26 protein-coding genes are annotated in these 21940 nt (G+C 44.2%); 20 read left to right on the forward strand and 6 right to left on the reverse strand.

Translation table 11 applies throughout. From position 1 onward, the window contains the following. Positions 1 to 22: 22 nt before the first annotated feature. Positions 23 to 505, reverse strand: a complete 483-nt coding sequence (locus tag DYE48_RS18395; protein ID WP_115824839.1) for a YugN family protein — start codon at positions 503 to 505, stop codon at positions 23 to 25. 208 nt (positions 506 to 713) lie between these two features. Between DYE48_RS18395 and DYE48_RS18400 the strand changes: the two genes are divergently transcribed. The 4 genes from DYE48_RS18400 to DYE48_RS18415 all read left to right on the forward strand — a co-directional run bounded on the left by DYE48_RS18400 (position 714) and on the right by DYE48_RS18415 (position 3240). Then, positions 714 to 1142: a CBS domain-containing protein gene (locus DYE48_RS18400; protein WP_115824840.1), complete on the forward strand. Its 429-nt coding sequence runs from the start codon at positions 714 to 716 to the stop codon at positions 1140 to 1142. A 132-nt stretch (positions 1143 to 1274) separates the two neighbouring features. Next, complete coding sequence (locus DYE48_RS18405; RefSeq protein WP_167449548.1) at positions 1275 to 2291, forward strand: CAP domain-containing protein; 1017 nt, start codon at positions 1275 to 1277, stop codon at positions 2289 to 2291. A 59-nt stretch (positions 2292 to 2350) separates the two neighbouring features. Next, positions 2351 to 2716: a spore coat protein YlbD gene (ylbD, locus tag DYE48_RS18410; RefSeq protein ID WP_089652787.1), complete on the forward strand. Its 366-nt coding sequence runs from the start codon at positions 2351 to 2353 to the stop codon at positions 2714 to 2716. A gap of 80 nt (positions 2717 to 2796) precedes the next feature. Next, positions 2797 to 3240 carry a YlbF/YmcA family competence regulator gene (locus tag DYE48_RS18415; RefSeq protein ID WP_115824842.1) on the forward strand — a complete coding sequence of 148 codons (444 nt, stop codon included), beginning with the start codon at positions 2797 to 2799 and terminating at the stop codon, positions 3238 to 3240. Here DYE48_RS18415 and DYE48_RS18420 read toward each other — a convergent pair. Then, positions 3237 to 3566 carry a hypothetical protein gene (locus tag DYE48_RS18420; RefSeq protein ID WP_115824843.1) on the reverse strand — a complete coding sequence of 110 codons (330 nt, stop codon included), beginning with the start codon at positions 3564 to 3566 and terminating at the stop codon, positions 3237 to 3239. The two genes, DYE48_RS18415 and DYE48_RS18420, sit on opposite strands and share 4 nt — an antisense overlap. Before the next feature lie 87 nt (positions 3567 to 3653). Between DYE48_RS18420 and DYE48_RS18425 the strand changes: the two genes are divergently transcribed. Continuing rightward, a complete protein-coding gene (locus DYE48_RS18425; RefSeq protein WP_181898701.1) occupies positions 3654 to 3932 on the forward strand; it encodes a YlbG family protein in 279 nt (92 codons plus the stop codon). 73 nt (positions 3933 to 4005) lie between these two features. On the opposite strand, the gene DYE48_RS18430 is transcribed toward DYE48_RS18425, so the two are convergent. Continuing rightward, positions 4006 to 4395, reverse strand: a complete 390-nt coding sequence (locus tag DYE48_RS18430; RefSeq protein WP_115824844.1) for a DUF7147 family protein — start codon at positions 4393 to 4395, stop codon at positions 4006 to 4008. Positions 4396 to 5094: 699 nt separating this feature from the next. On the opposite strand from DYE48_RS18430, the gene DYE48_RS18440 reads away from it, so the two are divergent. The 3 genes from DYE48_RS18440 (at position 5095) to coaD (ending at position 8037) form a co-directional block, all read left to right on the forward strand. Beyond that, complete coding sequence (locus DYE48_RS18440) at positions 5095 to 6441, forward strand: hypothetical protein (RefSeq protein WP_115824846.1); 1347 nt, start codon at positions 5095 to 5097, stop codon at positions 6439 to 6441. Positions 6442 to 6999: 558 nt separating this feature from the next. Next, positions 7000 to 7548: a 16S rRNA (guanine(966)-N(2))-methyltransferase RsmD gene (gene rsmD, locus DYE48_RS18445; RefSeq protein ID WP_244199477.1), complete on the forward strand. Its 549-nt coding sequence runs from the start codon at positions 7000 to 7002 to the stop codon at positions 7546 to 7548. 12 nt (positions 7549 to 7560) lie between these two features. After that, complete coding sequence (gene coaD, locus DYE48_RS18450; RefSeq protein ID WP_115824848.1) at positions 7561 to 8037, forward strand: pantetheine-phosphate adenylyltransferase; 477 nt, start codon at positions 7561 to 7563, stop codon at positions 8035 to 8037. Between the two features lie 26 nt (positions 8038 to 8063). Here the strand turns inward: coaD and ylbJ are convergent, their stop codons facing one another. Further along, positions 8064 to 9275, reverse strand: a complete 1212-nt coding sequence (gene ylbJ, locus DYE48_RS18455; RefSeq protein WP_115824849.1) for a sporulation integral membrane protein YlbJ — start codon at positions 9273 to 9275, stop codon at positions 8064 to 8066. Positions 9276 to 9424: 149 nt separating this feature from the next. On the opposite strand from ylbJ, the gene DYE48_RS18460 reads away from it, so the two are divergent. After that, positions 9425 to 10222, forward strand: coding sequence for a patatin-like phospholipase family protein (locus DYE48_RS18460; protein ID WP_115824850.1), 798 nt, complete (start codon positions 9425 to 9427; stop codon positions 10220 to 10222). Then, positions 10219 to 11250, forward strand: a complete 1032-nt coding sequence (locus DYE48_RS18465) for a SepM family pheromone-processing serine protease (protein WP_115824851.1) — start codon at positions 10219 to 10221, stop codon at positions 11248 to 11250. The genes DYE48_RS18460 and DYE48_RS18465 overlap by 4 nt, the downstream gene beginning before the upstream one ends. A gap of 152 nt (positions 11251 to 11402) precedes the next feature. Here DYE48_RS18465 and DYE48_RS18470 read toward each other — a convergent pair whose 3' ends face one another. Next, on the reverse strand, positions 11403 to 12617 hold the full coding sequence (locus tag DYE48_RS18470; protein ID WP_115824852.1) for a nucleotidyltransferase: 1215 nt from the start codon (positions 12615 to 12617) through the stop codon (positions 11403 to 11405). A 205-nt stretch (positions 12618 to 12822) separates the two neighbouring features. Between DYE48_RS18470 and DYE48_RS18475 the strand changes: the two genes are divergently transcribed. From DYE48_RS18475 to DYE48_RS18495, 4 genes are all read left to right on the forward strand, one after another. After that, a complete protein-coding gene (locus DYE48_RS18475) occupies positions 12823 to 13344 on the forward strand; it encodes a YceD family protein (protein ID WP_115824853.1) in 522 nt (173 codons plus the stop codon). 47 nt (positions 13345 to 13391) lie between these two features. Then, on the forward strand, positions 13392 to 13565 hold the full coding sequence (gene rpmF / locus DYE48_RS18480; RefSeq protein ID WP_035505553.1) for a 50S ribosomal protein L32: 174 nt from the start codon (positions 13392 to 13394) through the stop codon (positions 13563 to 13565). Between the two features lie 669 nt (positions 13566 to 14234). After that, positions 14235 to 14990, forward strand: a complete 756-nt coding sequence (locus DYE48_RS18490; protein WP_115824855.1) for an enoyl-CoA hydratase/isomerase family protein — start codon at positions 14235 to 14237, stop codon at positions 14988 to 14990. Between the two features lie 64 nt (positions 14991 to 15054). Beyond that, on the forward strand, positions 15055 to 15537 hold the full coding sequence (locus DYE48_RS18495; protein ID WP_089652799.1) for an RsfA family transcriptional regulator: 483 nt from the start codon (positions 15055 to 15057) through the stop codon (positions 15535 to 15537). 83 nt (positions 15538 to 15620) lie between these two features. Here the strand turns inward: DYE48_RS18495 and DYE48_RS18500 are convergent, their stop codons facing one another. Continuing rightward, on the reverse strand, positions 15621 to 16106 hold the full coding sequence (locus DYE48_RS18500; protein ID WP_089652800.1) for an N-acetyltransferase: 486 nt from the start codon (positions 16104 to 16106) through the stop codon (positions 15621 to 15623). 159 nt (positions 16107 to 16265) lie between these two features. On the opposite strand from DYE48_RS18500, the gene DYE48_RS18505 reads away from it, so the two are divergent. The 6 genes from DYE48_RS18505 to ftsL all read left to right on the forward strand — a co-directional run bounded on the left by DYE48_RS18505 (position 16266) and on the right by ftsL (position 21933). Next, positions 16266 to 17147: a 2-dehydropantoate 2-reductase gene (locus tag DYE48_RS18505; RefSeq protein WP_115824856.1), complete on the forward strand. Its 882-nt coding sequence runs from the start codon at positions 16266 to 16268 to the stop codon at positions 17145 to 17147. Then, on the forward strand, positions 17144 to 17527 hold the full coding sequence (locus tag DYE48_RS18510) for a DUF3397 domain-containing protein (protein ID WP_089652802.1): 384 nt from the start codon (positions 17144 to 17146) through the stop codon (positions 17525 to 17527). Before DYE48_RS18505 ends, DYE48_RS18510 begins: the two co-directional genes overlap by 4 nt. A gap of 816 nt (positions 17528 to 18343) precedes the next feature. Next, positions 18344 to 19969 (forward strand): bacillithiol biosynthesis cysteine-adding enzyme BshC, encoded by a 1626-nt coding sequence (bshC, locus tag DYE48_RS18520; RefSeq protein WP_115824858.1) that lies wholly within the window; start codon positions 18344 to 18346, stop codon positions 19967 to 19969. 162 nt (positions 19970 to 20131) lie between these two features. After that, on the forward strand, positions 20132 to 20563 hold the full coding sequence (gene mraZ / locus DYE48_RS18525; RefSeq protein WP_089652804.1) for a division/cell wall cluster transcriptional repressor MraZ: 432 nt from the start codon (positions 20132 to 20134) through the stop codon (positions 20561 to 20563). A 21-nt stretch (positions 20564 to 20584) separates the two neighbouring features. Further along, positions 20585 to 21565 (forward strand): 16S rRNA (cytosine(1402)-N(4))-methyltransferase RsmH, encoded by a 981-nt coding sequence (rsmH, locus tag DYE48_RS18530; RefSeq protein WP_115824859.1) that lies wholly within the window; start codon positions 20585 to 20587, stop codon positions 21563 to 21565. Continuing rightward, complete coding sequence (ftsL, locus tag DYE48_RS18535) at positions 21562 to 21933, forward strand: cell division protein FtsL (protein ID WP_115824860.1); 372 nt, start codon at positions 21562 to 21564, stop codon at positions 21931 to 21933. The genes rsmH and ftsL overlap by 4 nt, the downstream gene beginning before the upstream one ends. Positions 21934 to 21940 lie beyond the last annotated feature (7 nt).

A 21940-nucleotide genomic window follows, 5' to 3' on the forward strand; every position in this document is an offset into this window, starting at 1 on the left:
TCCGGAAAGCGTGGATGAATGATTATATACGGCGGCGATCGGAATCCGTGGATAGTTCTTCGACTTTTTTAAGAACTTCCTGGTTTTCGTTCTCTTCCGCCCATTTTTTCAGCTTGTCCAAGACCACATGTTCTGGAACTTGGCTGTGGTATTTTTTCGCAGGTTCACTCACTTTGGAAACCAATGATTTCGCTTTGGAAATGATGCTGTCTGTAAACCCTTCCTGGTGGCCATATTCTACACCGTGTGGGTAATAGTGGCGGCCTAGAAGCGGTTTCATCAAACGGACAACAGCATCGCCTTTATCTACATCCCCTTCAAGTGCAAATCCCTGGATGCGGATATAATAGGTAATATTTTTTTCTGGAGCGGGAATTTTATAATCGTATGTAACACGCTCATAATCCCAGGATCCTCCAAGGATGAATCCATTTCTTTCCATGATTTCTGTCAATGGCTTGTAGTCAACGACGAGACCTTCAATCCCAGTACCTTCTAATTTCATTTGTTCCACCTCGCAATTGTTATGTATCTTACCTCATTTTAGTATGAAAAGGTAATGCTTGCAATTTTGGCATGACAAACGTCCTGCCATATGTTTAATATCTGTGATTACGTTCTCATTATACTATAAAAGGAAACCGGATGCATGTAATAAATTCGGTAAAACGGGGACAATAAACATTGATCATGATTAATGAGGAGGATCTTTCATGAAAAGTGTAAAAGATATCATGACAAGCGATGTCTCCATCTGTCATACGAATGACCAGTTGAGTGACGCAGCTTCTATGATGAAAGAAAAGAATGTCGGAGCTATTCCTGTCTGTGATGATCAGGGCAATGTCATGGGTATGGTGACAGACCGTGACTTAGTCATTCGTGGGTATGCAGCGAAAAAACCTGATTCTACACCGATTCAACAAGTGATGAGTGATCGCATGTACAGCTGTACACCAGATTGTTCACTAGAAGAGGCAAGCAGAATCATGGCCGAGCACCAGGTACGTCGTTTACCTGTTGTTGAAAACGGGAAACTATCCGGCATCATTTCTCTTGGTGACTTATCGACAGAAGAAATGTCCGACCATGCAGCAGGTGTTGCATTGCAGGATATCTCGGAGCGTCCTGAGCTTCACTAATTACACGGGCCTGCTTCCATGGGAGCAGGCTCTTTTCGTTTTAAGAAAAGGCTCAATCATCTCTTTCTAATCATAGCCTCCAACCGATACGCTTATACATAAAATAAAATGGTCTTTAATGAGGAGTCCGATATGATAAAAAAATCCGTGATCATATGTTTGGTTATTCTTTCTTTCGCCGGATTGATCCTCCTGTTCAATCCTCCTTTAGAAGAACAGGTTGTCGAAGAGTTTTCAGAAACTACCATAGAAACCGTTGGCCAACCCCAGTCTGAAAATGAAGCGGACTTTTTCTCTTTTCGTGGGTTATCCTCTGACGAATTATTGGAGGAAATGGGGGAGCCGCTCAGGAAAGATCCTAGTGAATATGGATACGACTGGTGGGTTTATGGATCTGAAGAGGAGATCGAGATGCAATTCGGGATTCAGGAAAGACAAATAGTCACAGGGATTCTTTTTAAGAAGGATGTGGGACCCGTTCGTGTTCATGATGCTTACGAAGAGGTTGCTGAATCATATTCCTTTGAATCGTCCTATCGTCTGGATAGTGAAGGAGCTTATACCCTGAAGCTGACAGAAAGGGATATCGCTGAAAGACCTGTGATTTCTTTAGGGGATCGCTGGACCGCGCAGTTATATTTTGACAACGTGACGAAAGAAATTTTTGCGATTCGGATATTGAGGAATGATATTCTTTTGAAGCACCAACCTTACAAAGTCGTCTATCGGGGTACCCTTCCTTTTCAAGAGGTCTTGGACGAGAAGGCATGGGGCAAAATCGAAGATGGAATGGAAGCGCAAATCCTATCGATTACAAATGGCGTGCGTGCTCTCCATGATGCCGGTCCTCTTTTGGAGCACGAAGAAGCTTCATTCGTCGCCTACGCCCATAGCCGGGATATGAATCAAAACAATTATTTTTCTCACTATTCCCAGAATGGTGACGGTTTGAAAGAGCGTCTGGGGGAGATTTTATATGTGCGAGCCGGGGAAAACATTGCTTCCCAATATGTAGATGCCACCGCAGCGGTCCATGGTTGGTTGAACAGTCCAGGGCACAGAAAAGCCCTGCTTGATCCTCATTACACACACCTTGGTGTCGGCGTTCATCAAAGGTATTATACACAGAATTTCTTGACTGTCCCATGAACGCCCGTTTCTTTTCTGCATAGGCTATACTGTAGTTCTTACAGTGAGGTGTAAAAGGTATGAGTACAAATGAATTGCACCCGAGCGTCCAGCAGTTCAAAGCCTTTGTCAACAAACACCCGAAAGTGAAGGGACAGTTGAGGAAAAATCATAAATTGATTCAAAGTTATTACGAGAAGTATATGATCCTCGGCGAAGATGACCCTTTTTGGGATTCCCTGCCATCTGCGAAAAAGGAAAGTTCTACAGCGAAAATGGACTGGATCAAACAGCTGGGTGGCCTGATGGAAGAAATCAATTGGGAAGAAGTTTCAAGACAAATCGATGAACTGAACGGAGCGATTGGGCAATTTCAGCAGCTGATCACCAACGTTAAGAAGGAATCAGGTAAAAATCAGAAGGAAATGGAATACCCTTATTACTAAAATCAGGCAGATGGAAAAGATCTTTCATTTCCATCTGCTTTCCTATTTGATAAGATAGAAGGTGGAGGTGGACATGTACTATGCTAGCTACAATGGAAATTGTCGATCTGCTGGACCACTCTGAATCGATTGGGCAGATGGTCTTGCATTCAGAGACCATGCAAGAATACCAGGAGGCTAAGAACGCTCTTGAGAATGATAAAGAGGCGCAAAGGCTCATTAAAAACTTTGCAGATATGAAAGAGCATTACGAGGATGTGCAGCGTTTCGGCCGTTATCATCCCGATTACAATACCATCATGAAAAAAGTCCGCTCCGTAAAAAGAGAGATGGATATGCATGAGACGGTAGCGCATTTCAAAAAAGCTGAACGCAATATCCAGAAGCTGCTGGATGAAATCAGCGAAAGTGTAGCCTTCAGTGTAAGTGAGCAAATCAAAGTGCCGAAAAACGGCATGGCGCTTACCGATACAGGGTGCAGTGGTGGATGCGGAAGCGGCGGCAGCTGTGGCTGCGCTTCTTAAGGGTCAGTAAATCGAATACAGTCGTCGCATAAGTTCCCACAGCAGAACATTTTCCGCTGGGGAACTAAAAAGCGGACACGATAAATATAGAGCGCCTGATTCTTGCGTACATAGCTCATCGCAAGGGTCAGGCGTTTTCCTTTCATCGCTTTTGAGGCACACCACTTTAAAATTTCTTCCACATCTTGTTTTGTTGTCCCTTCTTCCGGTTGCAAATAGACGAAAGGGATTCCAGCGACCTTTTTGAAAAATACATGAGTAATTTCGTCTGATTTCTGTAAAAGCTCTTCAAAAACAAGGGATGCCCGTTCATGGTCTGTAAGCATGAACACCAACCTCCTCATTGCCGTAAGCTGGGATATTTGGTAAACTGACGTTAATCTATTATGTTCGATGGGGAGTAGAGTCAAACAATGATCCGAACAAAACGACAAGGACTAATTGTATATTTTCAACATATGAAAAACATCAGACAGATTAAGAAACATGGTCATCTGATTCACGCATCCAAGAAAATGAAGTATGCCTTATTGTATGTGAACCAGGAAGATATCGAGTATAAAATGGAAAAGCTCGAACGCTTACCATTCGTTTCCCGTGTTGTTCCTTCCTATAAACCCGAAGTTCGCACGGAATACGAAGGGGCGAAGCCTGACAAAGCCAAACAGTATGATTATAAGATGGGCATCTGATTGCACCAAAAAAAAGCGTCCGCTTCTAGAGCGGACGCTTTTTTGATATTGGCGGGTTCATGATTGCGATGTCTCAGCTTAATGGGGCGATGAATTTATTCATTCGAAGAATTCCAATTAAATGCTGATAAAAAAGCTCTTTTTCAGGAAAAAGGTTGGAAGGTTTGATGGTGAATTCCGCGATTTCTTTTCCTGCCTGCTCGACCATTTCTTTATACATCTCAAAGCGTTGATTCGGCTTTTCATGAGGGTTGGGGATGCCTTCCCTGCAAATATAGATCGGTTGGAATTTATCGTTATGCGCAGGCTTCATCACTAAAGATAAAGAAGCGACCGGCTCGCCATTTTTTTCACTGTAGAAAGCGATAGCATGCTGAATGCGTTCAGGCATCCGTATCCCGAGGTCGATCAGTTCATAAATATCCGCATAACCTTCGCCAAGTTCGATGAATTTTTGTATCATAGATATGTACATCCTTTCTAATCAGCTCTGATAGTCGTTGATTATTAGTTATTAAAGTATATGGCAGGATTGTGGAAGACTTGAATTCGAGACGTTTGGGGTTCGTTGCTTAGTTTGGGCGTCAGGGGTGGCTGGGCAGCAACTCGCTTTCCTGCGGGGATGGCGGCAAGCCTCCTCGTGCTTCGCATTGCGGGGTCTCGCCAGCCAATCCATTCCCGCGGGAGTCTCGCAGCTTCCCAACCACCCCATTCGATGGATATGAGAAACGAACCCACATACACGAATGGAGCGTCTTCCATAACCACTACATTCTAGTTGAAAAGCCCTTTATCGCAAGCGTTCGGATACAACTAGCTGCTTGTTTGAAAGTTTAATCATTACTTTCATTACGCTGGAAAGCTGCTTATTGTAGAAGTGGTTTCGAGACACTCTTATGGTAAAGGGGCGGAGGGGGATGGCGAGACTCCTGTGGGAAAAAAGTGCAGGGTGAGACCCCGCAAGGCGTTAGCCTGAGGAGGCTCACTGCGCTCCCAGCGAGTCATTCCCCGCAGCACCCACCCACTCAACAAAAGTCCCGAAACTGTGTCTTCCAGAAAAAGGGAGCTTATCCGGAATAAACATTGAGAGCAGTCTATTAAACAATCAAATTAAAGGTAGCACGAAACTTTGTGCATGTAAATTGGAAAAGGAGGGAGCAGGATGAAACGTATATGGATACCGCTAGCTTTACTTCTCAGTGTGTCCACCCTCATGCTCCTTTATCAATGGGACCAAGCAGAAGCGGGGAATGAAAAAGTCAGCAAATCTCCAAACCTGGACGTTTCCATGACTGTTAAAGAAAATGAACTACAGTTTGGCTATACATATGAACACGTAAAAGCAGGAATCTACACGCTTGAGCCCCCGGAACAAGCAACAGGAATGGAGTGTTCACAAAAAGAATCGCCCTGCCGGATAACCAATCAAGAGACTCCCGAAATGGTTTTAGAGAAGGGAGGAAGAGTTTTTGTGAATTATACAATGCCGATGCCCGCAAACGAGGTCATCAACGAGTGGATGCTCGTGTTGAAGAAAGAGGATCGTCCGGTGCAGCAACCCTTTTCTTTGACGATACAGGATTATGATGAGGTGAAAGACCCATGGCTTGTTCCTGCTGCTAAGAAAAGTGATATCCAAATGGATAACCTGCGCTATTATAAGTTTTCTTCCATAGATGATTCATTGCCTCTCACAAGAAAAGGTGAAGTCTCCTTATGGAAGAAAGGAAATAGTTTAATTACATATGAAGCAGAAACAGAGCTTTCGGCTGAAGTCAAACAGGAGATACAAAATTTCCTGGAGTGGACAGGCCCTGTTTTGATTCAGCTTGATCAGTCCGATACGAAAGTATTTGATAATCTTATGAAGGTTGAAGGAAGAAAACTGAAGGCCTTGCAAGCGGAATATGTGGTGGAACATTTGAGAAAAGTCACCACAAAAGAAAAACCTTGGGAGTTAAAGGTCATCAAAGATGTTTTTACAGAAAAGAAAACAACGATGGCGAGTGAAATAGCAGCTTCGCTATCAGAAGAAGAACTCATGTTGTGGAAAAAACGTCTGCTGCGAGCTGAAAGCATAGAAGATTTAGGACTATTCCTTGATGAAGCATTATCAAGCGTATTTAAAACCGAAACATCCTTTTTCCAAAACTATGAGGCACCTACAGAAGATAGCCTGTACTTTGCTGAAGATAAGCCTGTCTATTATCATGATCAGCTTGTTACAGATCTTATCGTTCATTATCACGGCTCATCATATCTTTCATTATCTGATATCAGCCGTGTGCTGAATTATGAACTTACAGAAATTGAGAAAAATGAGGTCTATCGTCTAGAGATGCCCGGGAAGGAGTATCGCTTTTATGTAGATCAACTGACGTTTATTGTCAATAATGAAAGCTTTGGGATGGGAGAGGAACTATTGATCATGATAGAAGATTCTCCGTTTATGAAATGGAAGGATCTTCAGGAGTTGTTTGATATAGACCTTAAGACCAGAACTAAATAAGGGCAAAAAAATAGGGCCGCCCATTACGGGCGACCCCGCTTTTCTGAATCATCAGAGATGAAACAAAAAAGTAAAGGGAGAGGAGAAACCGGAGGAAGAGCTTATGGGGATGTAAGCCTTCTCCGTTTTCAGAAGCAGTATCATCCGCTTCAAGTGCTAGTATGTACGTTGCTGAACCACCTTATTCACTTGAATGAAAAAAATGTGCAAAATTCTATGATGGCGTAGTGTCTGGGCCCTTCCACACCCTGGTAATCCGGTTCCGAGGGGCAGACCTTCGCGACATAAGCCAATCGTTTCCGTGGAGGGAAAACATCTCCACTGCAACGCTTGGCTTATGCGTGTCAGGTCTCCCAGCCCCTCTCCACACCCTATTAATCCGGTTCCAGTGCCCAGACACTCGAGACATAAGCAACTCTGCTTTGTGGCAAAGCCCGCCACTCCGCAGATTTGCTTATGCTTGTCGTGTCTCCCAGGCCACTTCCACACCCTGTACTTCCCTGCAACGTCTGTTTTGTGGTAGGATTATGGGGAATGCTGACAAGTGAGGTGTACAGGATGCGAGTGATTGCTGGTGAATTTAAGGGACGTCCGTTGAAATCTGTCCCTACACATAAAACCAGACCGACGACAGATAAGGTGAAGGAAGCGGTCTTTCATGGAATCGGCCCTTTTTTCGAGGGCGGTAAAGCTCTGGATTTGTTTGCCGGGAGCGGTGGTCTAGGGATCGAAGCTTTGAGCCGGGGCGTGGATTCTTGTGTGTTCGTCGATCAACAGCAAAAAGCGATCCAAACCATTTATGAAAATATAAAAACGCTCGACATTAATGAGCGCACAGAAGTTTTCAAGACCGATGCCATGCGCGCGATCAAGGCGGCTGGTAAGCGCGGATTGACGTTCGATTATATTTTCCTTGATCCACCCTATAAGAAGTTTTCTTATCAGGACTTAATGGAAGCGCTTTTAGAATTTGAATTGGTCGGTGAACATGCGACCATCGTTTGTGAACACGATGCTTCAGAAGAAATACCTGAAGAAGTGGGGCGTCTGAAACGTATGAAAACCGATCATTATGGAAGTAATATTGGTGTATCGATTTTTGAGTAAGGAGAGAAGGGTATGACACGTATTGCGATTTGCCCGGGAAGTTTCGATCCCGTTACATATGGACATTTGGATATTATCCGAAGAGGGGCCAAAGTCTTTGACCACGTGATCGTGGCGGTCTTTAACAATCAGAGTAAATCTCCTCTATTTGATGTGAACGAACGCAAGAAATTGTTGGAAGAAGTAACAAAGGATATCGACAATGTGTCAGTGGATGCCTGCAGTGGCCTTTTGATGGATTATGCAGAGGAGAAAGGAGCGCATGCCATCATTCGAGGTTTGAGGGCTGTCAGTGATTTTGAATATGAAATGCAGATCACTTCCATGAACCGGAAGCTGAATGAAGATATTGAAACGTTTTTCGTGATGACAAACAATCAATACTCTTTCTTGAGTTCAAGCATTGTCAAAGAGGTGGCGAAATACCGAGCGAACATCAGTGACCTTGTACCGCCCCCTGTAGAAAAAGCTCTTTCGGAAAAATTTTAAGGAAGTTAAAAAACGATCTCTACGGATTAAATGCGTAGGGATCGTTTTTTCATTTTACGCTCACTGTTCCATTTGACCGCGATCATGAGCATGATCATGAGCAAAGTAATCGGGGGTCCATAATGATTGAAAAATTCGAGAATGGGGGTCGTGAAGTTTTCATTAGGATTCCAGATTGGCATGCTCTGCTGTTGAAAAGGACGGTAAACGAAATACAACACATAAATCAGTCCTGCTGCAACAAAACCATGGGCAATCCTTGCCAGTGCATATGGTTTGAATCGAATATCCGTCTCAGCGAGGATGCTTGCGATTTGCGCCTGAATCGAAAACCCGTGAAAACCGAGAATGAAGCTTACGATCAAAAGCTGAGCGAGCAATGGTTCATGTGTTTCGGTAATCGCACCGATGCCTGTCGTCAATTCCAGCATGCCTGCTGTAAAAGGAACATGGAAGGTTTCTGGGAGTCCTGTATAAAAGAGCAGGTGCGAAAAAATATGAATAGCTCCCGTTTGCTTCAACAATTCTGTAAGGACGGAAAAAAGCATAATAAAACCACCGACCATAAGCAGCGTGTCCACAGATCGTGTGACCGCATCCCCCATCAATTTCCCCAGCGTCCGGCCATCCTCCAGCCGGGATTGATGCATTTTACTGAAAGCACCTTTCCATGATGAAGAAGCCCTGTCCATGCTTCGTTCCTGATCATTTCTCTTATAAAAGCGCATGCCGATGCCCACTAGAAAATTCCCGCCGTAATGGGCGATGGCAATGAGAATGCCAAGGCTTGCATCGTGGAAGAATCCTACAGCGATCGCTCCGAAAATGAAAAGCGGACTGGAAGCGTTTGTGAAAGCAACGAGTCTCTCTGCTTCTACACGGCTCACTTGTCCTTTTTTACGAAGGTCCGCGGTCCATTTTGCTCCAGAGGGATAGCCGCTTGCCATGCCCATCACCCAAACGAACCCGCCACATCCGGGGACATTGAACAATGGTCTCATGAACCGTTCACTAAGGGCACCGAGTCCGTGGACAACACCGAATCCGATTAAAAATTCTGCGGTTATAAAAAATGGTAAAAGGGAAGGGAAGACGATTTCCCACCAAAGATCAAGGCCCCTGAGACTAGCGGACAGGGCATCGCGTGGATATAAAATCAAGGAAACCGCAAGCGCCGAAGCGAGCAGCGTCAATGCGGCGGTTTTCAATTTGGAAATCGAGAACGCCTCCTTAGACATGGCTGTTTTCTGTACTTCTCATTATAGGAATAGTAGAATGGGAATAGATTTCGACGCGTGCTCACAGGTTGTCTTTATTCCATGTGTACGCTCATAAGGGAATGGTTTATTCCATAAAATAAACCACATGGATGAAGGAGGAATGACGAGTGGCGAGACCAAAGATCGGGTTGGCTTTAGGTTCTGGAGGGGCGCGTGGTTTTGCACACTTGGGTGTTCTGAAGGTCCTTCGTGAACATGATATTCCCGTTGATTTTATTGCAGGAAGCAGCATGGGGGCGCTCGTTGGCTCTTTTTTTGCTGCTGGACAAAGAATTGAAGATATGTATAAACTCGCCTTTACGTTTAAACGGAAGTATTATTTGGATTTCACTGTCCCCAAAATGGGATTTGTGCAAGGGAAAAGAATCAAGGAATACATCCGGCTTTTCACGTTTGGAAAGAACATCGAGGATTTTCGAACGCCGATGTCCATTGTGGCAACGGATTTGTATGCCGGAGAGAAAAAAATCTTTACGACAGGTCCTGCAAGTGAAGCGGTCCGAGCAAGCATTGCGATTCCCGGGATTTTCGTTCCTGAAAAAATCGACGACCGTCTTTATATTGATGGAGGGGTCATTGATCGTGTGCCTGTCTCCGTTGTGAAAGATATGGGAGCAGCATTCATTATTGCAGTGGATTGTGCGCATTTTGATTCCGATCCAAATATTAATTCCATCTATGATGTGATCACACAGAGCATTGATATTATGCAGGATGAATTAGTTACAGCTATTGGTGTCTCCTCTGATGCGGATGTGATGATCAAGCCGGATGTATCCAAGTTCAGCTCCCGGGCTTTTACGAAGATCCAGGAAATTGTAGAGGCGGGGGAGAAAGCAGCGGAAGATCGCATAGAAGAAATAAAGAAAAAGCTCGCTGCGTGGAAGGAGTCAAATGACGAATGAAAGCAAATCGTAGACTGATCATCACCGGAATTATAACTGTACTTATCGTGGCATTCCTGGGGGCCTTCCGCCTCCCTTATTATATTTATAAGCCGGGAACAGCGGATGCATTGAATGACATTGTCGAAGTCGAGGGCGGCTTCGACAGTGAAGGGGAGATGCATCTTGTAACCGTCCGTGGGGGACAAGCGACACCCATCCAATGGGTACTCGCCCAGGTCCGTCCATTCCATCAAATCTACCCATTAGAAGATATTCGGCCGGAAGGGGTGTCGGAGGAAGAGTATTTTCATGCCCAGCTGCAAATGATGGAATCTTCTCAAGAAGCTTCCAAAGTCGTCGCCTATCAAGCAGCCGGCAAAGAAATTGACATCAACTACGAAGGAGTTTATGTCATGAACGTGATCGAAGGCATGCCGGCAAAAGAGATTTTAGAAACGGGCGATCAGATTGTGAAGGTCGATGGTCAGGACATTCAAGAGACGAGCGACCTGATCGACTATGTTAGTAACAAGGGTGAAGGGGATTCCGTGATGCTCACCATTGTGAGAGATGAGGAGACAATCGAACGGGAACTTGAACTGGCTCCTTTCCCTGATAACCCTGACAAAGTCGGTGTCGGTATTTCGCTTGTTACCGACCGAACAGTGGAGGTGAATCCAAAGGTGAACGTCAAAAGTGGTGAAATCGGAGGACCGAGTGCCGGACTGATGTTTTCGCTGGAAATTTATGATCAATTGACAGAACCGGATATCACAAAAGGTTATGAAATTGCAGGTACCGGTGAAATCAACTATGAAGGACAGGTAGGCAGAATTGGAGGCATTGATAAAAAAGTGGTGGCTGCTTCCGACCACGGTGCCGAAGTTTTCTTTGCTCCGAATGAAGAGGGAAGAGAAGGATCCAACTATCAAATCGCCAAAGAAACGGCGAAAGAAATCGATACCGACATGAAAGTCGTACCTGTGGATACCTTCCAAGATGCGTTAGATTATCTGCAAGACTTAGAGCCGAAGCAGGAAGCATAAGAAAACAGCCGTTCCAAGGAGGGAGCGGCTGTTTTTAACTTTGTTTAGAGAGTATAAAATACTATTCAGTAGCCTTCCGCTGTGAAATCATCTCTAAGCTCCTTGACACTCGCGTCCTTAGAGATCTTAAGGGAAGGATTTTGTTGTCCCGCTTATGAATGGATGACAGGAGGGCCGTATTCTCGCTTCAATTGATCCACTCTACGCTCAGGGGTTAAGACACTGTAATAGGCGGCAGCGGCTCTTGCTTCCAAATCCAACATTTCATGATCGAGCTGCTGGGGTTGAGTAATGAGTGGTATGGAGGTTTCTTTTTTCACGGCGCGTAAATATTTTTTTCCGGTTTCCGACATACCAAGGATCCTTGCATAAGGAGGCGGTGTTTCTCTTAAAAAGACGCGGGCCTCTTGTTTGTCCGTTCCTACAAGGATGTGGGCAAGGGTTCGCTGGAGACGTGTCCATGTGTACCTCTTCGTTTTCAATGAAGAAATAAACTGATGGAATGTTGTAGCTTCTTTGATGGTCCTTTTCAAACGATATTCCAAACCTTCATCGACCCCATGGAAACAGCGAAGGGTACTTTCCTCCATCGTCATGATCTTGTATTGAAGCAAGTGGAAATAAGCTTCCCAGTCGTGCCATATGCCATGGTTATTTTTATACTGATGTAAGACCTCGACCGTGGAAGGGGGAAGCGACTGTTCTGCCTTTTCTGTCATGCCTTCTTCTTCGAGCAATTCTTTTCGGATACTTGTAGCACTTGCAATCTTTCCATGGATTTCTTCATCATGGTAGTGATTATTTTTCCGTAATACGGTCAGTGGTTCGATATCAGGAGCATAAGTAAGAAGTTGTTTCACGTAACTATAACCAAGGATGTTGTTCGGTTGAGTGAGATCGATGGAACCCGAGGGGAAAGCAATGGATTCATATCCAAGGCGGGAAGCCTCTGGGTAGGAGTATCCTTCATTCAAATACCTTCTCACGGTCACATCATACTCTTCTTGGTGTTTATTCATATGCTCAAAGGCCTCTGTGAACGCAGTGATCCTGCCGTTTTCACTACCGAAACAAATGCTGTCCACCCCGACTTCCGCAAGCGTCTGGATGGCTCCCTGGCTGAAATAATCGCTATGTTGAACCGCATAAAGGAAAGGGAGCTCGAGTACAAGGTCCGCACCACCATGGAGCGCGGCTTTCGTTCGATACCATTTATCGATAATGGCAGGCTCTCCACGTTGTAAAAAGTTCCCGCTCATGATGGCGATCATACAATCGGCTTCTGCATGTTTTTTCGATTCTTCCAAATGATAAAGATGTCCATTATGAAAAGGATTATATTCAACAACAACTCCACATGATTTCACAAAAGATCCTCCCATCCGATTCTTTACTATTGAACAAGTGTTTGGTTTATTTTATCATGATACTATGGAAATTTCGCATTCCTGACCGTGAAATATGAGAATCTTATTAAAACCGCACGAGAATAAGGATATGCTGTAAAGAAAAAATATTGACAAATCAGCGAAATCCTTTTACAATAACTCTTGTTGCCATGAGGTGATAACTATGAAATTTCCTCTACAAAAACTCAAGCAGACAGGTGATGAGCCGTTCTACTTTGAGGATGACGTAGATATTCGCGAATTAGAACAACTGAACAATGACATTCGCAGGATTTCCCCTGTTCATGTCAAAGGTCAAGCAATGACTCGAGGAAATGATATAACGGTAACTTTTTCGATTGATGGAGAAATGGTGTTGCCTTGTGCCCGAACGTTAGTTGATGTGACTTATCCATTTCACATTGATGCTCTGGAGGCATTTAATCTGTCACCTTACCATACAGAAGAAGATGACTCTGAAGTTCATTCCGTGAATGGAGAAGTGCTTGACTTAACGCCTTATATCAAGGAAAATGTACAGTTGGAGATTCCGACTCGCGTTTTTTCCAATGATGATGAGGCTCATGAAGCAGCCCCCCAGGAAGGGAAGGGCTGGCAGGTGGTTACAGAGGAACCTGAGGAAAAGAAAGTGGATCCTCGAATGGCTAAACTGCAATCATTATTAAATGAAGAAGAGAACGAGTAAAACAATATGTTATGGTTCTCAGAAATCCCTTAAAGGAGGTGTACAACATGGCAGTACCTAAGCGTAAAACGTCTAAGAAAGTCAAAAACCAACGTCGTACTCACAAGAAACTTCACGCACCAGGAATGGTTCAGTGTGATAACTGTGGCGAGTACTCAAAACCACACCATGTTTGCAAATCTTGTGGACAATATAATGGAAAACAAGTGGTGAACGACTAAGTTCATCAAAGAAAGGCCTGACAGCAGTCAGGTCTTTTTTTATGTCCAAAAACTCTTCCACTAACGCTCCCTTTTCTGGAAGACTCAGTTTCGAGATAACTGGGGTTCGTTTGCCGTATTAGGAGTCAGGGGTGGTTGGGAAGCTACTCGCTTTCCTGTGGGGGAGCGCCGAGCTTCCTCGGACTGCGTCCTGCGGGATCTCGCCTATCTCCTTCTCCCACGGGAGTCTCGCAGCTTCCCAACCACCCCATTCCATGCAGGAGAGAAACGAACCCCTTTCCGATGAAAGGATATCTTCCACTATTCTAGCGTTATAAGCACACAGCGCTCTACAGCAAGCTTTAGCATCCAGAAAAGCGTCCATGAGAGTTACTATCACTCCACTTTACCTGTGTGTAAAATCGGCTCATTACGGAGGTGGTATCGAGAGACCGGTATGGTAAAGGGGCGGAGGGGAATGGCGAGACTCCTGCGGGAAAAGAGTGCTAGGTGAGACCCCGCAGGACGGAGTCCGAGGAGGCTCAACGCGCTCCCGCGGAAAGCGAGTCATTCCCCGCAGCCCCATCCACTTACACAAAAGTCTCGAAACTGAGTCTTCTACAATCCTGCCATATAGTTGAACAAATTCTATAGATTTCTGGTACATTAGTATTGGAAGGGGTGGAGAGAGTGTCACAACTAATTCTAGTAGAGAAAAAAGAGGGGTATGCGGTTTTAACCTTGAACCGACCAGACAAGATGAACGCGATTTCGAAACAAATGACGAAAGAATTTTATCAAGCGGTCATAGAGTTGAAGAAAGAAAACCTGAAATTCCTTGTCGTCACAGGTGCAGGGGATCGTGCTTTTTGCGCAGGTGGAGATTTGCGTGAACTTCATGGTGAAATGAATGCTGAACAAGCTTACGCGACGCTGCATCCGATGAAAGAAGTTCTGTATGAGCTAGCAACTTTTCCTGTCCCTACGATTGCTGTCTTAAATGGACAAGCAAGGGGCGGTGGGTGTGAAATTGCAACGGCGTGTGATTTTAGATATGGAACAGAGAGCGCTTCTTTTGGTTTCGTCCAAGCCAATTTAGGCATAATTCCTGGATGGGGAGGAGGCACGCTTCTATACCAGCGGGTGAAAAGTGACGTAGCTGCCCATTGGTTGATGGATGCTGATATGTACACAGCAAAGCAAGTCTATCGAATCGGTTGGTTACATAAGATGATTACAGTAAACTGGGGAGAAGATATTTTCTCATCTTTTCTTAACAAAACTCCTGAACAAATGAAAATTTTTAAGCGGCAGTATATGGAGCACATGGATTTTCAAACGCTCTCTGAACGTATGGATCGTGAGGTCAGGCAATGCTCCCTGTTATGGGAATCAAATGAGCATAAAGAAGCGGTTCGAAACTTTGAAGCTAAGAGAAAAAGATGAGAAATGCGATTCTATCAATCATTCCTCCTGCATAACTATAAGCAAACGATAGAGGAGGGATGCTATGGATGCCCCAAGACAAGATGCCTGGAAGGACGAGGAAGATCTGTTATTGGCAACAACGGTTTTGAAGCACATTCGTGAAGGGAAGACCCAGCTGGAAGCCTTCCAGGAAGTGGCTGAACAATTGCACAGAACACCTGCTGCATGTGGGTTCAGATGGAATGCGACTGTAAGGAAAGAATACCAGAAAGAAATCCAGGATGCTAAAAACAGCCGTAAAGCCACACGGACGATTTATTCATCCTCTAAGTCTTCAGACGATACACCGATGTCTTTGGATGCCGCCATCTCGTTTCTGAAAGAGATGAAAACAAAGCAGTTCGAAGATTATGGGAAAGAAAATTTAGAGACCCAATTGAAAAAGCTCAATGAAGATAATGAGAAGCTTAGAGAAGAATTGAAGCAATGGGAAGCAGCGTGGAATGAAATGGATAAACTTGTCCATTGGGTAAGAGAAAAAAGAAAAAGTGAGAGTGGTGTTTGAACGATTGTTTCTCCAGCCATTCATATCATTTACCATCATAAACAAAGGCCCCTACAACATTGTGTAGCGGCCTCATTCATATTTTATGCGTTTACGTCTCTTTCTTCCACGCCTGAAGGCATCCAAATCAGTGGATTCTCCCCAAGGTCACGTTCTACGTCATAATGAGCTTTCTGAAAACCCATCTTCTCCCAAAATCCATGAGAATTGATTCTAGGATTCGTTTTAATCGGCAAATCAAAGCTTTTAGCGAATTCTACGAGCGCTTTTCCATAACCCAGCCCACGGTAATCCGGCAGGACCTCAAGCTTCCACAATTCCAGATAGTCTTGGGAAGGATCGAAATAATGGTCATACTTCGCTTTGACTCGATATAAACTCATGCGTGCAACTAAAGCGCTTCCATAATACACTCCGTAAAATGGCGACTCACTGTCGTTTTCCACGATATTGCTCTCTAAGTCTTCGAGCATCGCAAGTTCCTGGTTCCCATATTCTTTGAACCGCTTAAACTCCTCAAGTGTCTTATAGTTCACTAATAAAGGTTGAACTCTTGTTTTCGTCATCATGAAAGAATCCCCTTTCAAATATCTGTCTATAGCCTTATTATAATATAAAAATTTTCAGAATGAAATGAATAATAATACATTGGACAAGAATCGACTGCAATATCGTTTCGGAATCTGCTACAATAGTGAAGCAGATTAGTACGAAATGAGGAGAGAGTCATGAAAATTGGAATCATAGGGGCAGGTTCCATAGGATTATTGGCAGGGGCCTATCTAGGTGAACATCACGAAGTGCATATGTTTGTCAAACATGATGAACAAAGAAAAAAACTTGAGGCGGAAGGCATCATCTGCGAACAATTTACAGAACCTGTGCCCGTTTATGCGCATCTTGTTACACAAATGAGTGAAGGTTACGACTTATGGGTGGTGACCATCAAACAACATGCGATGGATGGTTTTCTCGAACAAGACCTTCCAGGTGACGCCCCCTATTTATTCCTTCAAAACGGGATGGGGCATTTGGAAAAACTATCACAATCCGGTTTGAAAAGTTGTGTCGGTGTCATAGAACATGGAGCACTGGCTAAAGGTCCGAACGAAGTCGATCATAGAGGAATGGGGAATATTCAAATAGCTGTCTATAATAGAATGGACCCCACTCATGGACAAGCCCTTTCAAACGAATTACATACCGCAAATTTTCCAGTCTTTTTTAAAGAACAATATGAGCCTATGTTAAAAAGCAAATTAATCATAAATACGGTAATCAACCCTCTTACTGCACTATTCTCTCAACAGAACCGTTCTATCCTCACGAACCCATCCATAAACGAACTGGCCCGCTTGTTGTGCGAAGAAGCTTGCTCCGTTCTAGGCCTTTCCTTTTCTGAAGAATGGAACCGAGTGAAGGAAATAGCCGAAACAACAGGAAAAAATTATTCCTCGATGTTGAAGGACATTACAGAAAATAGGTTGACAGAAGTGGACAGCATTAGTGGTTACATCCTTGATTATGGTAAAAAACCACTTCCTTACCATCACTTCGTCGTGCATGCGATTCATGCACTCGAATATGAAAGGGGGGTTCGAAAAAGATGAGTGATCTGATTGTCTATACGGTTGCTTTTCTGGTTACTCTGCCTCTTCCTTTCTTAGTGATTTTCTATCTATGTGCAAGAAAATGGAGCAAACATAAGTTAAAGGCTCTGCACCGCACAGCGAACTATACCGCGCCTATTTTTATTATGTCGGTCCATGTTCTGCTTGTCGTCTTGTTTGACCGAAGCTTTCTACCTTTCATTATTGTCTTCCTTTTGATCCTCTTAGGAATGTCGATGGTCGCGCAATATAGAATAAATGAAGAAGTCCGCCTCTTCCGCGCACTCAAAGGATTCTGGCGCGTGAGTTTTCTTTTGTTCATCCTTTTCTATATGGGGTTGAGCACGTTTGGTCTTGTAACAAGAGTCTTCTTCAGCTAGTGATTGAGCAGTGCTTTTACATGATTTTTTAAGTCCGACATAAAATAATAGAAGGAAACAATAAGCACAGCCTCAATCAAAAAGGCTGTGCTTACCTATGTGAAAGTCTCCTTCGCATGTTAAGTTTCATTATTAGTTATTAAAGTATATGGCAGGATTCTTGAAGACTCGGTTTCGAGACTTTTCGGGGTTCGTTTGCCATGTTGATCGTTAGGGGTGGCTGGGAAGCTACTCGCTTTCCTGTGGGGGAGTGGCAAGCTTCCTCGGACTTCGTCCTGCGGGATCTCGCCTATCTCCTTTCTCCCACGGGAGTCTCCCAGCTTCCCAACCACCCCATTCCATGAAGGTGAGAAACGAATCCCTTTACTGTGGGAGGGCTCCTTCCACTATCCTGGTGTTATAAGCACAAAGCGCTCTATAAAAAGCTTTTCGTATGCAGAATAGCGTCCTTAGGAGTTCATTCCCCTCCAATTACCATGGACATAAAAGCAGCTTATTCCGGAAGTGGTTTCGAGATACTTATATGGCAAAAGGGCGGAGGGGAATGGGGAGACTCCTGCGGGAAAAAAGTGCATGGTGAGACCCCGCAGAGCGAAGCTCGAGGAGGCTCACCACGCTCCCGCGGAAAGCGAGCCATTCCCCGCAGCCCTATCCACACAACAAACATCTCGAAACCGAGTCTAACAGAATAGGTAGCTTATATTGAATTTACAGGTTTCAAACAGATAATGTGAAGTCTGTGGTGGTTTTTTGTACAATACAATAGGATACATAATTAAATCATGTAACTATTGCCTATAAAGGAGTCGTATAGAGATGCGTATGGAACCGATTGAACTTGAACCGAAACAAACATTGTTTCGTGACTATAAAAACGATTATGAAAAAATAGCTGATCGGTTTAACCACCACCCGTTTGAAGAATCTACTTGGGAGCGTCGGTTATCTGAAATAAGGAATCAAACGTATCAAAGGGCTGAGCTTTCTGATGTGCTGAATCATATGAATAGAAGGTGGGAGGCTCCTGAGCGAACGTTTAACAATATTGAAAAGTTGAAAGATGAAGAAAGTGTCGTTGTCATCGCTGGACAACAAGCTGGCTTGCTTACAGGTCCACTTTATTCCGTGCATAAAATCATTTCCGTTTTGCAGCTTGCGAAGGAAAAGGAAAGAGACCTTGGTAAACCGGTCATCCCTGTTTTTTGGATTGCTGGGGAGGATCATGATTTTGATGAGATTCACCATATCATGATGAAACAGGGAAACGGCATGGAAAAGATGACCATCGATCATACCCCTGAGACAAAAGCTTCCGTTTCTGAGATCACCATCGATCAGCAAAAAGCTTCGTCCTGGTTGAAGAATGTTTTCGGAATGGTTAAGGAAACAGAGCATACGCAGGACTTTTACAAAGAAGCGGAAAGGTTGTTGAAAGAATCCGACACGTACAGCGACTTTTTTGCTAAAGTGGTTTATCATCTTTTTCCTGATGAAGGACTCGTGTTAATCGATGCTCACGACCCAGAAGTCCGCCGGCTTGAAACTCCGTACTTCAGCACGATGATTGAAAAAAATAGAGAAATGGCCAGTGGTGTGTACGCGGTCTTGCAGAAAAACCGGCAGGAAGGGTATGAGACACTTCTGGATAGTGAGCTTGATGACGCCCACTTATTCTATAGCTTCGAAGGTGAAAGAGTTCTGCTGGTCCGAGATGAAGAAGGGAATTATAGAGGGAAAAACAATGAAGTCGTCCTGTCGGAAACAGAGCTTTTGAAGGTTGCCGAAGAGACGCCGGAGCTTCTCAGCAATAATGTGGTGACAAGGCCGTTGATGCAGGAGGCGCTTTTCCCAGTCCTCGCTTTTATCGGAGGTCCGGGAGAAATTAATTACTGGTCTGTTTTAAAGCCAGCTTTTGAAGCGGCGGGGTTATGTATGCCGCCTGTCCTTCCGCGTCTATCCTTTACTATGATTGACAGGAAGACAGGCCAACAGCTGGAAAAATTCCATATTCCTACGGATGAAGTGATCCGATCTGGAGTGAAAGAGAAGAAGATGAATTGGATCGCTTCCCAAAGTACGCCTCAAGTCCACCATCTAACTGAACAGGTGAAGAAAGAAATAGACAGCATTCATGCACCACTTCGTGAAAAATCAGCGTCATTAGGTGCGGATCTCGGTCAACTGGCTGAGAAGAATTTAGAGTATATCCTGGAAAACATCGACTTTTTAGAGAAACGACTGCACCACTCCATGGAATCCCGTCATCAACATGAGATGGATCAGTTTGAAAACATGGAATGGACGCTCCATCCTGGTGGTGGATTGCAAGAGAGGATGTGGAGCATCGTCCCATGGGTAAATGAGTACGGAACGACGGTGTTTCAGCAGATGAACAGACACCATTTGAGCTTTAGAAACGATCATTATGTCGTATATTTGTAGGGTAGGTCCTCCACCATCTCCCACCACAAAAAAATACAATAAAACCCTTTAAAATCTTGCCTTCACGGGCAGGATTTTTTTCATGGGAAGAGAATGATTAAAAAGTAAGTGGAGAAAAGTGGGGCGATGTGGTAAGGTGAAATTAGAAGGTGGGGGAACTCTATGTTCATGGGTGAATTTCAACACAACATTGATACAAAAGGACGGATCATCGTACCCTCGAAATTCCGCCCGGACCTTGGTGACAGCTTTGTCCTCACCCGAGGTTTAGATCAGTGTCTGTTTGCTTATCCTATGAACGAGTGGAAGCTGCTTGAAGAGAAGCTGAAAAAACTCCCCTTAACTAAAAAAGATGCCCGCGCTTTCACCCGCTTTTTCTTCTCTGGAGCTGTTGAATGTGAAGTAGACAAGCAAGGAAGAATCAACATTCCACAACCTCTTAGAAAATATGCATCATTAGAAAAAGAATGTGTCGTCATCGGCGTATCCAATAGGATAGAGTTTTGGAGTCATGATGAATGGGAAAGTTATTTCGAGGCATCGGAAGAGTCCTTCTCTGAAATTGCAGAAAATATGTTGGATTTTGATATCTGATCGATAGAAACGAGTGAAACCATGTTTGAACATTACAGTGTATTAAAAAGTGAAACCATACAACATTTAGATTTGGACCCAGAAGGCATTTATGTCGACTGTACCTTAGGAGGCGGCGGGCACTCCGAAGCGATTGCTAAAGCCTTGAAGGGCAAAGGTCGATTAATATCTTTCGATCAGGATGAGGTTGCCTTGAAAGCTGCAAAAGACCGTCTGGAAGATTACCAGGACCGTATTACTTTCGTTCATGCAAACTTTCGTCAATTGGAAGAGAAATTAGCAGAGCTTGAGGTAACGGAAGTCGATGGTATTATTTATGATCTTGGTGTTTCCAGCCCCCAATTGGATGTAGAAGAGCGAGGGTTCAGCTACCATCAGGATGCTCCGCTTGATATGCGGATGAACCAGGAAGCAGAACTCAGTGCAAAAGAAGTTGTCAATGAGTGGCCTTATGAGGATCTCGTCCGCATCTTCTTCAAATATGGAGAAGAGAAGTTTTCAAAGCAGATTGCAAGAAAAATTGAAGCAGCAAGAGAAGAAAAAACGATTGAAACGACAGGAGAATTGGTTGAACTCATAAAAGAAGGTATCCCTGCTCCTGCCAGAAGAAAAGGCGGCCACCCTGGAAAAAGGGTTTTCCAGGCCATCCGTATTGCGGTCAATGATGAACTGGGTGCTTTTCAGGACAGTCTCCATCAGGCAGCAAGAGTGGTGGGGGTTGGTGGGCGGATCGCTGTGATCACCTTCCATTCCTTAGAGGATCGTTTATGCAAGCAGGCGTTTAAGAAATGGAGTACAAACCCTCCTTTGCCGAAAAACATCCCGATGATCCCGGAAGATAAACAGCCACCTTTTCAATTGGTCAGCCGAAAGCCTATTGTAGCCGATGAGTCAGAGCTCGAAGAGAATCGTCGTTCACGTTCTGCGAAACTGAGGATTGTCGAGAAAGTCAAACCTTGGAATAAGGAATTCGAATTCAATGAAGGGTGGAAACAAACATGAGTGCTGAACAGATTAGAAAACAGCAGCCTTTACAGCAGCCTGAAAGACAGAAACAGGCCAAAGTAAAGGTACATAAAAAGAAGAAATGGATCAGTACAGGGGAGAAGTTCCTCTATTCGTTTGCAACGACTGCTGTGCTGGCAGCGTCGGTGTTTTTAGTGCAGACATCTGCTCAGACAGATACAATCAACCGTGATATTCGCGGTCTTGAACAAGAGATCCAACAACAGGAGTCCCACAATGAAAACCTTGCTTATCAGGTGAAAGAACTCAGTAACCCGGATCGGATTTTGAGCATTGCCAAAGAAAATGGGTTGAATATCCAAAATGCACAAGTGAAGCAAGCCGGTAAAATCAATAACGAGTAACGGCTGG

The sequence above is a fragment of the Halobacillus trueperi genome, from assembly GCF_003386945.1.
GTDB classification, from domain to species: domain Bacteria; phylum Bacillota; class Bacilli; order Bacillales; family Halobacillaceae; genus Halobacillus; species Halobacillus aidingensis.